The sequence below is a fragment of the Pseudoalteromonas sp. KS88 genome (assembly GCF_004766475.1).
GTDB lineage: Bacteria > Pseudomonadota > Gammaproteobacteria > Enterobacterales > Alteromonadaceae > Pseudoalteromonas.
On the sequence record NZ_PYHV01000001.1, the window covers coordinates 37,114 to 52,634 of the forward strand.

Annotated in this window: 14 protein-coding genes; 3 read left to right on the top strand and 11 right to left on the bottom strand. The window is 39.4% G+C overall.

The features are described 5' to 3' along the window. Positions 1 to 35: 35 nt before the first annotated feature. The 5 genes from C7Y70_RS00150 to C7Y70_RS00170 all read right to left on the bottom strand — a co-directional run bounded on the left by C7Y70_RS00150 (position 36) and on the right by C7Y70_RS00170 (position 6,809). Positions 36 to 1,592, bottom strand: a complete 1,557-nt coding sequence (locus C7Y70_RS00150) for a SulP family inorganic anion transporter (protein ID WP_099293912.1) — start codon at positions 1,590 to 1,592, stop codon at positions 36 to 38. Positions 1,593 to 1,745: 153 nt separating this feature from the next. Then, on the bottom strand, positions 1,746 to 2,204 hold the full coding sequence (locus C7Y70_RS00155; RefSeq protein WP_058558840.1) for an Lrp/AsnC family transcriptional regulator: 459 nt from the start codon (positions 2,202 to 2,204) through the stop codon (positions 1,746 to 1,748). An 89-nt stretch (positions 2,205 to 2,293) separates the two neighbouring features. Next, on the bottom strand, positions 2,294 to 2,935 hold the full coding sequence (locus C7Y70_RS00160) for an MBL fold metallo-hydrolase (RefSeq protein WP_135472971.1): 642 nt from the start codon (positions 2,933 to 2,935) through the stop codon (positions 2,294 to 2,296). Beyond that, positions 2,935 to 4,740 (bottom strand): M14 family metallopeptidase, encoded by a 1,806-nt coding sequence (locus C7Y70_RS00165; RefSeq protein WP_135472972.1) that lies wholly within the window; start codon positions 4,738 to 4,740, stop codon positions 2,935 to 2,937. The genes C7Y70_RS00160 and C7Y70_RS00165 overlap by 1 nt, the downstream gene beginning before the upstream one ends. A gap of 170 nt (positions 4,741 to 4,910) precedes the next feature. Next, positions 4,911 to 6,809 (bottom strand): beta-ketoacyl synthase, encoded by a 1,899-nt coding sequence (locus tag C7Y70_RS00170; protein WP_135472973.1) that lies wholly within the window; start codon positions 6,807 to 6,809, stop codon positions 4,911 to 4,913. A gap of 127 nt (positions 6,810 to 6,936) precedes the next feature. On the opposite strand from C7Y70_RS00170, the gene C7Y70_RS00175 reads away from it, so the two are divergent. Continuing rightward, positions 6,937 to 7,947, top strand: coding sequence for a helix-turn-helix domain-containing protein (locus C7Y70_RS00175; RefSeq protein WP_135472974.1), 1,011 nt, complete (start codon positions 6,937 to 6,939; stop codon positions 7,945 to 7,947). 17 nt (positions 7,948 to 7,964) lie between these two features. Beyond that, positions 7,965 to 8,735: an alpha/beta hydrolase gene (locus tag C7Y70_RS00180; RefSeq protein ID WP_135472975.1), complete on the top strand. Its 771-nt coding sequence runs from the start codon at positions 7,965 to 7,967 to the stop codon at positions 8,733 to 8,735. Between the two features lie 7 nt (positions 8,736 to 8,742). Here C7Y70_RS00180 and C7Y70_RS00185 read toward each other — a convergent pair whose 3' ends face one another. The 6 genes from C7Y70_RS00185 to C7Y70_RS00210 all read right to left on the bottom strand — a co-directional run bounded on the left by C7Y70_RS00185 (position 8,743) and on the right by C7Y70_RS00210 (position 14,005). Further along, on the bottom strand, positions 8,743 to 9,258 hold the full coding sequence (locus C7Y70_RS00185; protein ID WP_135472976.1) for an MgtC/SapB family protein: 516 nt from the start codon (positions 9,256 to 9,258) through the stop codon (positions 8,743 to 8,745). Next, positions 9,245 to 10,363, bottom strand: coding sequence for a GNAT family N-acetyltransferase/peptidase C39 family protein (locus C7Y70_RS00190; protein ID WP_135472977.1), 1,119 nt, complete (start codon positions 10,361 to 10,363; stop codon positions 9,245 to 9,247). The genes C7Y70_RS00185 and C7Y70_RS00190 overlap by 14 nt, the downstream gene beginning before the upstream one ends. After that, positions 10,363 to 11,757 (bottom strand): RimK family protein, encoded by a 1,395-nt coding sequence (locus tag C7Y70_RS00195; RefSeq protein ID WP_135472978.1) that lies wholly within the window; start codon positions 11,755 to 11,757, stop codon positions 10,363 to 10,365. The genes C7Y70_RS00190 and C7Y70_RS00195 overlap by 1 nt, the downstream gene beginning before the upstream one ends. Positions 11,758 to 11,950: 193 nt before the next feature. Then, the gene (locus C7Y70_RS00200) at positions 11,951 to 12,427 is read right to left on the bottom strand and encodes a transcription elongation factor GreAB (RefSeq protein WP_135472979.1); all 477 of its coding nucleotides are present in this window, start codon (positions 12,425 to 12,427) and stop codon (positions 11,951 to 11,953) included. A 113-nt stretch (positions 12,428 to 12,540) separates the two neighbouring features. Next, complete coding sequence (locus C7Y70_RS00205; protein ID WP_135472980.1) at positions 12,541 to 13,203, bottom strand: DUF2987 domain-containing protein; 663 nt, start codon at positions 13,201 to 13,203, stop codon at positions 12,541 to 12,543. Then, the gene (locus tag C7Y70_RS00210; protein ID WP_135472981.1) at positions 13,196 to 14,005 is read right to left on the bottom strand and encodes a glucosaminidase domain-containing protein; all 810 of its coding nucleotides are present in this window, start codon (positions 14,003 to 14,005) and stop codon (positions 13,196 to 13,198) included. Before C7Y70_RS00210 ends, C7Y70_RS00205 begins: the two co-directional genes overlap by 8 nt. A 205-nt stretch (positions 14,006 to 14,210) precedes the next feature. On the opposite strand from C7Y70_RS00210, the gene C7Y70_RS00215 reads away from it, so the two are divergent. Next, the gene (locus tag C7Y70_RS00215) at positions 14,211 to 15,500 is read left to right on the top strand and encodes an anti-phage deoxyguanosine triphosphatase (protein WP_135472982.1); all 1,290 of its coding nucleotides are present in this window, start codon (positions 14,211 to 14,213) and stop codon (positions 15,498 to 15,500) included. The last annotated feature ends 21 nt before the right edge of the window (positions 15,501 to 15,521 follow it).

Below are 15,521 nucleotides of genomic sequence, written 5' to 3' on the forward strand. Positions count from 1 at the left end.
AGGCATTGCCTTCGCTTTTTTTTAAAACTGACCGTTTAAGCAAGTTTATCAGATGCAACTTTATACGTTGGATCTTCGATTACATTCACTTCAACTAAATCACGCGCTTTATGTAATAGCTGCGTACAATCTTTACTTAAGTGACGTAAATGCAGTTGTTTACCCGCCTTTGTATATTTATCTGCAAGTGTGTCGATTGCTTCTATAGCACTGTGATCAGCTACGCGGCTGTATTTAAATTCGATAATGACGTCTTTTGGATCATTTTTTACATCAAATAATTCTGCAAAACCTTTAACTGAGCCAAAGAATAATGGACCATGCAATTCATAGACTTTAGCACCGGCTTCATCAATATAGTTTGTAGTATAAATCTGTTTAGCGTGTTGCCATGCAAATACCAGAGCAGATACGATAACACCAACACAAACCGCGATTGCAAGATCCGTAATTACAGTAACTCCGGATACTAATACAATTACAAATGCATCAGACTTTGGTACGCGTTTCATCATTTTAAATGAGGCCCATTCAAATGTACCTAACACCACCATAAACATCACACCAACAAGCGCAGCAAGTGGAATCATTTCAATCAAGCCAGCGGCAAAGATAATAAAACCAAGCAGCATAAGCGCAGCGGTAATACCTGATAGGCGAGAACGACCACCTGAATTAATATTGATCATGGATTGACCAATCATTGCACAGCCCCCCATTGCACCAAAGAAGCCACACGTTACATTTGCAGCACCTTGGCCAATACACTCTTTGTTTGAATGGCCACGTGTTTCAGTAATTTCATCAATTAAGCTTAGTGTTAACAATGATTCAATCAAACCTATCGCAGCCAGAATTAAGGCATATGGAAAGATAATCTGGAAAGTTTCAAGGGTAAACGGCACCATAGGAACATGAAATTCTGGTAATCCACCAGCAATGGTAGCCGCACTATCACCGGTCATATCTTTTAGAAAATCAAGTACTGTACGTGCTTCTAAATCTAATCCGATGACAATTAGCGTCACAGTAACAATAGCAACCAAGGTAGAAGGCACAGCGGTGGTTAACTTTGGTAAAAAATGAATTATAGCCATAGTCAATGCAACTAAGCCAAGCATAATCATCATTGGCTCACCTGTCATCCATTGCATTGTGCCGTCTTCACCAGGTGACTTAAACTGACCAAGTTGTGCGAGAAAGATTACTATGGCTAACCCGTTTACAAAGCCTAGCATAACGGGGTGCGGTACCATTCGTATAAATTTACCAAGCTTGAAAACCCCTGCCAATATCTGCAGTATTCCCATCAACAATACTGTTGCAAACAGGTATTCAACACCGTGGTCAAGTACTAAACTTACCATTACAACAGCAAGTGCACCTGTTGCGCCTGAGATCATGCCAGGGCGACCACCAAATATAGCGGTGATCAAGCCAACAATAAATGCTGCATATAAACCAACTAAAGGCTCTACGTTTGCAACAAAAGCAAAGGCAACAGCTTCAGGTACGAGGGCAAGTGCTACCGTCAAACCTGATAATATATCGTTTTTAGCAGAGCTTGGGGCTTTGCTGAGTAAGTTAAACATTGAGTTCCTCATGGATGTAGGGATCAAAAAAAGCGCTGAATTCTATCAAATTAAGCAAAAGTTAACAATTGGTTATTCTAAATGCACTATTGAGTATAGTGCATTTAATGGGTTTGCAGCGAAACCCTAAATCAAATTTTGGAGGGAGTTAACTCACAAAGGTAATGAGGTGCTACGTTTAACGCATGTCATCGTTACGTTTGAATGAACTTCTTGAACAAACTCTAAGTTCAATAGGTTGTCACGAACAAACTGCTCATAACCTTCAATGCCTTTTGAGATAATACGTAACATAAAGTCCATAGTGCCCGCCATACTGTAGCACTCTGTAACTTCATCATAACTTAGTATTAAGCGCTCAAACTCAGCAAGGTTAGTTCTTCCGTGGTTTGAAAGACGCACATGCGCGTAAACGAGCATATCAAAACCCAGTTTTTTTTCATCGAGTAAAGCGACTTTCCCCTTAATGTAGCCATCTTGTTCTAGTTTGGCTATTCTGCGCCAGCAAGGCGATTGCGAAAGTCCTACTTTGTCTGCGATATCTGCAGTTGAAAGGCTTGCGTCTTGTTGTAATAGTGCCAAAATTTGGCGGTCAACTTGATTTAGAGACATTTTATTTCTTTATTTTTTTACTAAATTGTTTAAATTATACATCGCTTTTATAGCTGCGTCTTGTGTTTTTATGCATCTTTTATGCGTGTTTAGCCAAACTTACCGCTAATAAATGGATTCGATATGCGTTCTTGCGCTACTTTAGTGTCTGGTCCGTGCCCAGATAAAATGAGTGTTTCATCTGGTAAAGTTAATACTTGGCTTTTAATAGAATCAATTAATTGTGCAGCATCACCTTTAGGAAAGTCTGTGCGCCCTACAGAGCCTTTAAAAATAACATCCCCGACTAATACTACTTGGTGTGTTTGTTCATAAAAAATAATATGGCCGGGAGTATGGCCTGGACAATGACGGACAGCAAAATTCAAATTACCGACTTTGCACACTTCCCCATGCTTAAGCCACACATCCGGATAAAAGGACTCAACAACTTGTAAACCAAACATTTGAGCCTGCATAGGTAATGCATCAAACCAAAAACGTTCATCTTCATGGGGACCTATAATATTTACCTCAAAGTGCTGTGCTAATTGTTTTGCAGCACCCACATGATCAAGATGACCATGCGTTAGTAATACACTTTTTATTTCTATATTATGGCTTTGTATTTCTACGATTAATTTATCTACATCTCCACCTGGGTCAACTATCGCAGCGTGGCGTGTTGTCTGGCAGATTATAATACGGCAATTTTGAGAAAATGCTGTAACGGGTAAAGTAATGATATCCATTATTGTGCACTTTCGACTTTCTGAGTATTAAACGACATTAGAATCGGATACTTTAAATAGGCTTGATCGTAAAATGGAGTGCGTTGATATAACCAATCAAGACGCGCCTGAGCATCATTAGCAAACGCATCGTCTTCTCTAATTTTCTTATCAAATTCAAGCGCTAATGCAGGTTTGTCTTTTAACATTTTTCTAGCGTACGGGGCTAGTGCATAGTTTTCCATATACTCAGTTCGCTGGAATATGGTATTGAATTCCCCCCACGCGAAAAACGAGTCTGGCGCTTCAGGATGAAGTAAATGAGTTGCAAGCTCACCCAGAGGTTGCGTTGTTTCAACTTTAGACCAACCGGTCATTAATTGATTATCTAGGTTAAGATATTCAAATTCAGCCGTCACTCTAAACCGCCCTTCAAATGGCGCATTATCAAATTTGTGGTGCTTTACTTTGGCAACAGATAAATCAGTCACGGCTTCACTCTGAGCTACTGTATCAACTTCAACACCATGCAACTTCAGCTTTTCGATAATATGCGGATATGCCGGGGGTATATAAAATACAGCTGGAACCTTTACTGTTTTTTCAACGTCTTTTTGCCAAAATATTGGTAATGCATCGTAATATTGTTTTTCACCAATGTATTTAACTTCAGCTTGACCACTAAGCGCACTTTTATTCTTACTGTACTTTATGCCTTTAAACTTTAACGTATCTGGCTCTTTTGCATAAGCACGTTTCACGATAAGTTGAGTTGGAAGAAATGCGCGTTCCTTATTCACAGCTTCAGAGAGTTGCTGGCTATGCTTTGATAAAGCGGTTATAGCTCCATCTAAAAACACATACGTACCTAAAACACGTTGCTTGTAAGGTTTTAACGAATGATTTTCAACTAGGATTGTAGGCAAAGAGCGTAAATCTCCCCAGCCGTTAGAATAACGTGGCGTCGCAACCCAACCAGCTAACCCAGTTTTAAATTCACGTTTATCCATAACAAAGACAAGAGGACCCGGTATGTGTCCTTGATTAGCTAATGTTTCATCAATCACTGGTTTAAAGTAATGGTCGAGTGCTTGTGAAACACTCGGCGATTCACTCGCAAAAACAGGGTTATAGCCATAGGTCACATCATATTGGTAATCTGCACCGTCGGTAACATGCACATCAACATAAAGGTCTGGAGAATATTGATTTATAATTCTCATAACACCTCGCACTTCCGGTGTATCGAGTTTAGTGTAATCACGGTTTAGGTTTAAGTTATTTGCATTAGTTCTAAACCCCATTTCAACTGGGCCACGTTGATTAATGCGGTTAAATTGACTTCGGCGTTCATGACCATCTACATTTAAAATAGGGATAAATAAGATATTTACCTTATTTAAAATGTCACGACGTTTGCCTGTAGCTATGTCCCTGAGCAACATAAATGTTGCATCTTTACCATCGATTTCACCAGCATGAATACCCGCTTGAATAAAAATAGTGGGTTTGGAATTGTTATTTAGCTGCTTAGCTGAAAACGAACCATCCTCGCTTGCAACAAGCATTTTGATTTCTCGACCAGCATTACTTTTAGCAATAGTTTGAACTTGAAACTGAGTAGGATTAGCAGCAACTAAACGATCAACAAAGGCCATTGTTTGTTCGTAATTAGGAGAATTAAACCCTTCACTGAGTTCAAAATCTGTTGTTAAAGGACCATCAGTTTGCATTAATTGTATGCTTTTACCTTGCCATGGCAAAAGCGGTGGAAGATGACTATCTAAGGTGACAGTGGCACTGAGCAATAGTAAGCTGGCGATCATAGGATTCTCTAACATTAGCCTTTGTAATAGCGTGAAATTATAACAAGGAAATTGTACCGGTCGCGTAAAGTGCGGTGATTCAACAAAAAAATGCAGCCAACGACAAAGTTCTATTATCTACACGCATTAAAAAAGGCGCTATAAAAGCGCCTTGCCACTCAAGAATGTGCTTAAAACATATCTCGATAAGGATTAGATTTACTGAATGCAATCGCTTTTTCAAAGCCAGGAATTTGCATATCTTCGTCGGTAATAACAATTTCGTTTTCATCGATCATGCCATCACCAAAACGATAGATAAGCTCATACTTCCCTAAATCAGCTTGCTGCTGGTACTCTGCTTGAGCATTTTGAACAGATTTATTCGCTTTGGCATAATCACTCATAATTTGCTCACCATGACGTTTTGAGAGCATCTGCATACTAACCGAGGGCGCAATCACTGTGGCTGTTGCATTATTTCCGCCAAAGCCTTTGGAGTTTATAAATGCAATATCCATGTCATCACATTTATAATGTTCTGTACGAATATCGAGTCGTTCAGCGTGCACATCATCAGCAACTTTATCAATTGTAGTGATCCCTGGCATGATATTATGGCTGAATACACCTAAAGCCATAGCCAGTTGGTCACCACTTGCAGGTGCAATAGTGTGGCCTACATATGCTTTAGGGGCTGCCACCTTCCAATTATCAATAGCGAATGTTTGCGCTAAACGATCGTAAATTAAAGATTCTGTCACCCGGTTTTGCGGTGTACTTGAACCATGTGCCAAAATAAAACTGCGTTTTTGTACTGACTCTTGTCCTAATATACTTGATGCAAGTGCGACAGATTTGGCCATCGTAATGTAATTACCCGGGCCAGGCGCAGTAATTGACTTTTTAACACCGTCAGCATTAACAAAAACATCTGGCACTGCACCCATGATATCTGCGCCAAGTGATAATGCTAATTCGTCATCCATTAAAATGGCAACTTGAGCCCCCTCTCCAATTGTAAAACCACAGTTTTCACCAAACGGGCGGCTTGTGCGGCGATGATCAACAACGTCAGTATTGTCTAAGCGCTTTAAACCTTCTTCATTAGCTAATGCACTCATATTACCAAACCCTTCGATTATCTCGGGGGTTAGCGCACACTCAGATGAAGCCACAACAGCAACACGCGTGCGTCCTGCTTGAATATCGTTAACGGCAGCACGTAGGTTATATAAAAATGTGGCACACGCACCAGACGTGGTAAAAGTCGTTCCGACATTTCCTGTGACATAGGCATTAATGAAATCTGTCGACATAGTATTTAAACCCAATGCCAACTGTTTTGTGCTAACTCGTTCACCCTGCTGACGAGATCGAATTAAGCCGCCAAAACCTTCATCATTAACTTGTCCTGCAACGGAAGCTGAGTAGGTACCAATCTGATCGGGTTGCACACTATTCATAATATGCTGCCAATCAAGCCCTGTTGAACGAATGGCATCAGTAGCGGCAAAGATCGTTGCTTGTAAACCTCGTGGCTGATAACGGCTATTGTACATTGTCGCAGGATCAAAACCTGTTGGTAGTTGACCCGCAGCCTTTATCGGATTGTCACGTGTACTGTTATGTTTAACTTCTAAATCAGCGGCAATAGTTACTTTTACTTTTTTACCTTCAAGCTGCTCTACCTGCCAAGATGCAGGGACAGGCTGTGGTAAATCACGTGCGCGAGTTTCAAATACAATTTTTTCATCATTTGACACACTGAGGGTCATTTTTTGTTGCCAAGGTGTGGCATCTACATCAAAGTGATTTTTCTCAATTTTTCTGATCAATGTACCTGCAATTATTTGCTCGCCAAACGTTGACTCAATCTGGTTTTGTTCAATTACTTGCCCATGTTGATCGACTAGTTGCCCTTGTTCTAATTTAACAAGGTTCATTAAAGTGGCAAGGCCTAAAAATGTTTCTTGGCGTGCTTTTGCATCTAAACTGTCTAACACGATACGGCGATAACCTTGATGAAAAGAGGTGCGGCCTGCGGCATTGATTCCGCCCATACCGACAATAACGGGTAATGCTGTCATATTTTACCTTGAAGAAAACGTGTTAATGGATATATCTTCAGTTTAGTTGGATACCCACATTTAAATTGTGCTTTAATAGCCAAATATCAGGCTTAAAATGCCAAAACGAACTGGTCGGAGCAATTAAGTGGACAAAAAAATAGCAACCACCCCATTAAAAATTAGTTTATTGGTTTATCAGCACTTATTAATCACTAGTTTAACACTGCCAATTGAAATGCTTAGAGCGGGCGAGGCATTTGCAAAGAGCCATTTAAATAAAGGTGAATTTCGACCATTGGAAATTTACTTGGTGGCAGAAGACCCCCAGCCAATTAAAAATCGCACCGGTTTATCAATCGTACCTGATTGTACTTATGACACTGCGCCTAACAGTGATCTCATTATTGTTCCGGGAATTTGGCGAAACCCACGCCCTGTTGTCAAAAAAAATAATGGTTTAGTAAATTGGCTTGATCAAAGCTGGCAAGACAGCAGTCAAGTTATCGGGGTTGGTACCGGTAACTGCTTGCTAGCACAGGCAGGATTACTTGATGGTCACCCTGCAACAACTCACTGGCACTATGCTGAGCAATTCAAACGAGACTACCCTGAAGTGTTGCTAAAGCCCGATTTCTTCATTACGCAGTCTGAGCGCTTATACAGTGTTGCAAGTTTGAATGCGCTTGCCGATGTTATTGTTCATATTATTAGTCAATATTACGGACAACAGGCTGCACAACACGTGGAGCGTAACTTTTCTCATGAAATTAGGAAGCCTTATGAAGATCAACGTTACCTTGAAGGGGCTGTTGATAAACACCCTGATGAATTGATTGCGCAAATACAATTTTGGCTAAAAAATAATTTGGCTGGTGAGCATACATTAGCACAAGTGGCAGAATTATTTGGTTTGAGTTACCGTACATTTACTCGCCGTTTTCGAAATGCAACAAATCAAAATCCGGTTGAGTATTGGCAGCAATTACGAGTACAAACGGCTAAAGAGCTGTTGGCTTCATCTAATCTTACAATCCAAGAAGTTGCTTTAGAGGTTGGTTATAACGATCAAGGGCATTTAACTCGAGTTTTTAGGAAATATTTATCGCAGACCCCTACTGACTATCGTGCCATAGTAAGACGTAAGTTATTTGGCTAAATAAATTAAGGATACATATGATAATTCAAGGAACAGGTAAACCAATTGTTTTACTTCATGGGGTCACTTCGTCTTGTTTCGCTTGGCAAGATGTTATTCCTTATTTAAGTACTGATTATAAAGTATACGCGTTCACTGCATTAGGCCACAATGGGGGAAACAAACCCACTGGTAAAATTGAGATTGACGATCTTGTGGATGACATAGAACAATTACTTGATCAGCACAATTTAACATCCCCCTATATTGTTGGTAACTCTATGGGTGGCTGGGTAGCCATTGAACTTGCTAAACGTGGTCGAGCGTGCGGTGTTTGTGCCATATCACCTGCTGGGGTATGGCAAGTAAACGGCAGTAAGCAAAGACATGCACTTAAACAAATTAAATACTTATCTCGGTTATCGGCTCTTTGCCTGCCTTTTGTATCCATTTTGTCTAAAAGTGCAATATTACGCCATTTTTCGTTAAAGAAAGTAGCCGTAAAAGGTGAAAAACTTACACCAAAACAGTTCAAGCAAGCGGTAAAAGATATGTGTGCATGTAGCGTTAAACACGACTTTCTCACTTCCCAAAAAGCTTTATCTGCAGCAAAACTAGGTTGCCCTATGACATTGCTTTGGCCCGCTCAAGATAAATTATTCCCAATTGATACAACGGCTAAGTCAGCGCAAAAAATGTTCCCAACTGCGAAATTTGTCACTTTGCCAAATTTAGGTCATGTTCCCATGATTGATGACCCTGAACTAGTAGCTCAAGAAATTATTTCAGCCATGGGAGATTATAAATAGATATACGTTATCTTTTCGGCGGCTTCGGTGGTTCAGCGTGTCTGTAATATCGCTTGGTATAAATTTTAACATGACGGTGCACGCCTTTACTCAAGCTTTTAAACTGAGCCTCAAGCACATCAACACCATACAAAATACCAACAACGAGCACAGATAATTTAATAGCAGAACCAGTATGCTTTGTTGCTATCATTACGCCGATAGCAGCAAGTACCCAAATGGTTGCAGCCGAGGTTACGCCAACAACAGCGCCATCTTTCGCTAACATAACACCCGCACCTAAAAAGCCAATTCCTGTAATTATTTGCCCAACAACGCGTGAATGATCAATTACATCACCCTGTAACATAAATGCAGATGCAAGAAACAAATAGGTGCCTAAAATAATCAGTACGGAAGTACGTATACCAACAGGCTTACCCCGAAGCTGACGTTCAGCACCAATAAGAGCACCACAAAAAGCAGCTGTGCCGATTGCAGTCCATGAATAAGGAGTTATATCTACAAGTTCATAAATTGTCATTATAGCTAATTGCCAATGCTGTTTTTAATCTACTTACACCAAATGCTGCCATTTTACTGAAGTCGGCTCTTGAAACTGGAACATGCTGACAATCAATGGCAAATTGTTTCTGTGTTTCGCAATACGGGTCATGAACATATAAACAGTGTTCATCGAGATGGGTTACACAGACCCAGTGTGGTGACTTTTTACCATCAAAACGATAAGTACTGATCAAAAGTAACACCGCCCTGCCCTGACTAAGCCAACACTCAATATCAGTAAGCTCAACATCTTGATAGCTAACTTCAATATTTTGCTGTGCTATTTGCTGTGAAAATTGATTGTGGACAGTGTGCAAAATAGCTTTTTTACTTTCACTTCGTACTCCATCAACGAACAAAGCGTTTTGGGTGTTTAACATTACAGATACAGTATATCCGCGTTTATTTGCAGCTAATGCCAACCCCAATGGGTGGCATCCACCATGCCCAGAGGCCATAAAAATGGTGGTCGCCTCTCGCCATAAATCTAGTTCTAACTGCTGAGATTGCTGTTGTGTCTGATTAACGCGTGCCATAGCCATTAATAATGCCGCCGGACCACACGTAAATTCAGTGGTTTGCTGATACCAAGGTGTTGGCGCCAACAACACTTGCGGCCGAGTATCTCTAATATTTTTTTGCATTCGCAATGCATCACTATGATCATCATAGTAATCGCTGTATTGGCCAAATACTCGGTAACCCTCACATTCATATAGAGCAATTGCTGCTTTATTATTAACAGCAACTTCTAGGCGCATATATATCCGTCCACGCATAGCTGCACTTTTCTCAAGTTCAGTTAGAAGATGCTTAGCAACGCCTTTACCTCGGGCACTAGGTTTAACCGCCAGTGAGTACAAGCGAGCCAAGCGCGTGCCTTTATGGCACCAAACCAAGCCATAACCTATTATTTCTTTGTTGTGCTCAACCACCAGCATTATGCCATGCTTTGCTATTATCCAACGTTTTAAGCTTCGCGCACTCAGTCTATCTAAATAAAAACACTCTTGCTCTATATTAACTAATTCAGCCAAATCACTCTCAATTGCTACTCGCGCTGACATTGAAATATCGGCCATTAACCGCGACCTCGTGACTCTAAGCGTTGTCTAAATTCATCCATAATGATCATATAAAGCTCATCACCGAGGTAAGCATCTTCTACTTTGTGATCAATGCTTGGGTTATCGTTTACCTCAAGAACATAAGCACGTCCTTGATGTTCTTTAACATCAACACCGTAGAGGCCTTTACCCACGGTTTTACAAGCTTTCAATGCAGCATCTAAAACCACTTTAGGTAATTCAAATGTTGGTAATGTTTCAAAACCACCAGAGAAAAAGCGCTTAGCATCATGATTATAAATTTGCCAATGATTACGAGCCATTAAGTAACGGCATGCATAAATTGCACGTCCATTTAACACGCCTACTCGCCAATCATATTCGGTATACATGTATTCCTGTGCCAAAACTAATGCACTAAATGCAAATAACTCAGACAATTTGGACTCAAGCTCTAGCCTATTACTTACTTTATAAACACCCTTTGAAAATGATCCTTCAGGCATTTTTAAGACCAACGGATAAGTAAAGTTTTGCTCAAGTTGTTCAATCGTCTCTTTAGTCTGTTCTGCCACTACAAGAGTTTTCAAGCTCGGTACTTTTTGATAGTTAAAGGCATCATGTAAATATACTTTGTTACAACAGCGTAAAATTGAATCAGCATCATCCATTACAACTAAACCTAAGTTTTGTGCTTTGGAGGCTAGCCGATAGGTAGGGTGATCTATAGCAGTTGTTTGACGGATAAATAACGCGTCAAATTGAGCGATGTTGCTAATTTCTTCAAGGCTTAATGCCTGTGCATAAATACCATGTTTTGCGGCTGCTTTTATAAAGCGGGCAATCGCATCTTTATCACTTGGCGGTACCTTTTCATTATGATCAACCAAAATGGCCATATCCCACCTGTAACGACGTTTAGAACCACTCATTCGCCATTGAGTTTGGGTAAATTGAGTTAGCTTGTTAACAAATACAGTTTGTTGTTCTGTCGTTAATGATGAGAGTGATCTCTGATTGAGCTTACCCAATTCATTAACGAATAGAATAGGCACAGGAAACAAATTAAATAGTGCTTTTACAGATTTTGCTTGATACTCATCATCCGTTTGACCGAAATATATTACGTCTTTTACATTTCTATGTTCAATAGGCACAGAATGTCCATTGCGCAATGCATTTATCGTTTTTACACTTGGCAGTACTTGATGTTTGCGAGCTTCTGCTAGCAAAGAACAATAATAGCCTTTGCTTAAATATTGGCTCGAATCACACAAGTTGATGATACGTGTTTTGGGTTCGTTATGTTTTGGGTATTCACGTAAATATGTATTAAAGGAGATGACATTTTCAAATGAGTGAGCTAAAAATTGCTCATTGTTATCAACCACAATTAAGGTTTTAAACACGACTTTTCCTAAAAGTAAGTCAAAATAATAAGTTATATATAGAAACACCCATCATGTTAAGTTTAGGTTAGATAACACTATCACTTAACAAGATGGGTGCTTTAGCTGTTGCTATTGGCTATTTATAAATGGTTTTAAATCAACTGACCAGCAAGATATTTTTCACGTTAGGATAAGTAAAATTAATCGACGACTACAATATTTCATCAATCACTAATAGCTGAGATTCATCTGCCATAGTGAAACTAACCTCATCGTATTTTTGTTTATTTATCAGAACATTACCTAAAGGAGATTGCGGTGTCAGAACATAGACTAACTCCCCTTTAACAGTAACCGATAAACCACCAGACATCGGGCCTAAGAAATACCATTTTCGATGCTCATTTTCATCACACACAGCCACAAGCGAGCCTAGAGACACTTTATCTTTGATAGGTTCTTTGAATACCTTTTCAAACTCAACAAGGCTTAAATGACAATCATTCACTCGCTGAGCTTGTCCTTGTGCCAAATAAGCTGCTTCAAGTCCTAGCGTATCGTACTTGTTCTCGGCAATGTTCTCTTCATGAGTAGCTGCATCATGGGCCGTTTTGGCTGCAACTTGAGCAGTTGTAAGCTGCGCTTGAAGGGCAAAACGCAAATGCTCAATAATATGTGATTTATTCATTAATATTAGTAATTCGATATGTTTAATGTGGGAGTAAATTAGGCAATGCTAGTAAATTGACTATTTTTAAAAGTAATGCATTGATAATCAATGCATTACTTTTCAGCTCATTTTTACTTAGTGATCCAGGGAGTCACTTTCAGCAAAGGAGATGTCGTAGTAAACGCAGTATTATCATCCTCCCAGTCACCTGGTATAGCAACATGGCAAACAGCGTCTTTACAATTAAATGCTTTGTCATCTATGTTTACTGTTTGCGCAAAAGTGAGAACAAGACCCTTTTGCTCTGGTAATAAAAAGCTCATTAATTTACTAATAAAAAAACCTGACAAATCTGATAGTAAATCATCAAACTCTGCATTTAATTGAAACATTTGGTGCTTATTCAAGTCGCCATTAGCAAACTCTCGTGCCTCTATTTGTAGTTTCAATTGACAATCATGTTGTTCATTAATTGGTTCAATAACAATAACAGCTTTATCTTTATCTAATTGTTGATCGTAAGGTAACAACAACTGTGCTTGATCTGTATAATTAAGTGCAAATTCCTGTCGCTCCGTAATAATTCGCCCTGTTTTGATCAAACACGCATCGCCAGTTGCAATATCAGTGATATAAAAATTCACTTGGGCAAATTCGAAATCCCCTTTGTTAACCACTTTTAATCGATCATAAAATCCGTCGTATGAAACAACAAACTCCTTAGAGTGAGCGCCAGTGCTAAGCAGCGTGAAAATAACAGTGAAGGCGAAAAATATTGCCTTAAAATTATTCATTAAAATATGCCTTATTATGTTTAATCATTTGGTTTAATTCTTTTATATACTCTTCGCCTCGCTCTGAATAAGACATCAAACCATAGGTTAGTTTATTAGCGTCGAGCGGTTTTTGCTGGCGACGTAAATCAGCACGTATAGTACGAAGACCTTTGTAGGCTGCATGTGTATTGAGGTTTTTAAAATATGAAGCAACACCTTGACGCACAGACTGAAAAGCAGCAACTTCATGAGCAGCGCCTGTGTTGCGCCTACTCGGTACCATGCCACAACCTTTTTTATAGCACCACTGGCCAAAAAAGTTTAAACCTATACGTGCAAAACGCGATGTTCCCCACGCAGATTCATTCGCAGCTTGCATTAGTGCCATTTCTTTTGGAATGATATCAACCCGTCTTAGTGCCTGTGTTAATGAAATTGTATTAATTAGGTCGGGTAACTTATATTGATTAAGAATTGCTTTGACTTGCTTAGTCTGCTTTTTATTAATCGGTTCATCATACTGTAGCATCATCAAAGCAATTTCCAGCGTTGCGCGTTGCTGTAATATTTTCTTATTTTCCGCTTCTACATGTGGACGAATGAAATCAAAGAAGGCTTGCTTCTTTTCTTTTACATCAGTAAGAGCACTAAATATTGGTAAGTCGACGCTGTGCAGAGGTTTTTCTTTTTTCTTCACTGAAGGTTTGGTTTGTGCTTCTACCTCGGGCTCAGAAACTGGCCCCGTTGTCTGAATAAATGGGTAAAGTAACGCCCAAATAAAAAACAAACTTAGTAAAAAACTAATTATGTGCTTTAGCATGTATTCTCCAAGAGATCTGACTCCGATGCATGGTTTATCCCCATGCATGCATTCTATCTATTATACCTAAGGCACTAAATAAAGGCTAATTTGTAAAATTTGTTTTTCTTTCTATATGAAAAATATAACCTACAGGGGGATTTTTAATTTGAATAAATCCGCTACAATCGATACATAAAACCAACGCGTTAAGTGGAATGTATTAATGGAATTAGAGTGGCAAAGCAGGATCATTAATCAGAATAAATCGAGACCAAATGACAACCGTTCATCTTGGCAAGTTGACCGCTCCCGTATAATACATGCCGCAGCATTTAGACGCCTACAAGCTAAAACCCAAATAATGGGGATAGGGCTAAATGACTTTCATCGTACACGTTTAACTCACTCCTTAGAAGTATCGCAAATTGGCAGTGGTTTGTTACGCCATTTAGAAAAACAGCACTCTGATTTTAAATACTTTCCTGATCAAAGCTTACTCGAAACATTATGTTTGGCACATGATATTGGCCATCCGCCTTATGGTCATGGCGGTGAAATAGCACTTAATTATATGATGAGAGAGCATGGTGGGTTTGAAGGTAACGCACAAACGCTTCGGATTGTATCGCGCTTAGAGCCATATAGTGACGGTCATGGCATGAATTTAACACGGCGAACATTATTGGGCTTTATTAAATACCCTGCGTTTATCGACGATTTATGGCACACCATACCAGAGCATAATCCTAAAAGAGCGTTTATAAAGGCGGATGATTGGCGCCCAGCTAAAGGGCTCTATCAAGATGACAAAGAAACATTTGATTGGATAGTTGCCCCATTGTCAGCAAAAGATAAAAGCAACTTAAGCCAATTTAGTAAGCTTGACTCGTTTAGATCAAAAACACGCTTTAAATCACTTGATGCTGCTATTATGGAATTAGCTGATGATATTGCTTATGCCGTACATGATTTAGAAGATGCGATTGCAACAGAACAAATTACATTAAAAGAATGGGAAAGTTATGCATTGCCTGCTTTTAAAAAAGTAAACTGCCCATGGCTAGAAACCAGTCAATTAACCGAGCGATTATTTTTAAACTCTGAAGCACAACGAAAAGATGTAATTGGTGAGTTAGTTAATTTATTTATTACACAATCATGTATTACCCCAACAGAGGTTACATTCGACTGCCCTATTCTAAATTTTACTGTTGAGTTATCAAGTGAATATCAAAGCCTGTTAAACACACTAAAATCATTTATTTACCAGCGTTTAATACGTGCTTCTCACATGCAACAGATAGAGTTCAAAGGGCAAAAATTGATTATTGAGTTATTTGAAGCTTTCTCATGTGATCCTCTTCGGTTATTACCAGAGACAACAGCAAATGCCTATCAGCATGCTCTTGATCATGGAATGAATACACACCGTGTTATTTGTGATTACCTAAGTGGCATGACGGATGAATATGCATTTAAAACACATCAACGTCTTTTTTCAAGCAGTAACTAGGGGAATAAGGTATGAGCGGCG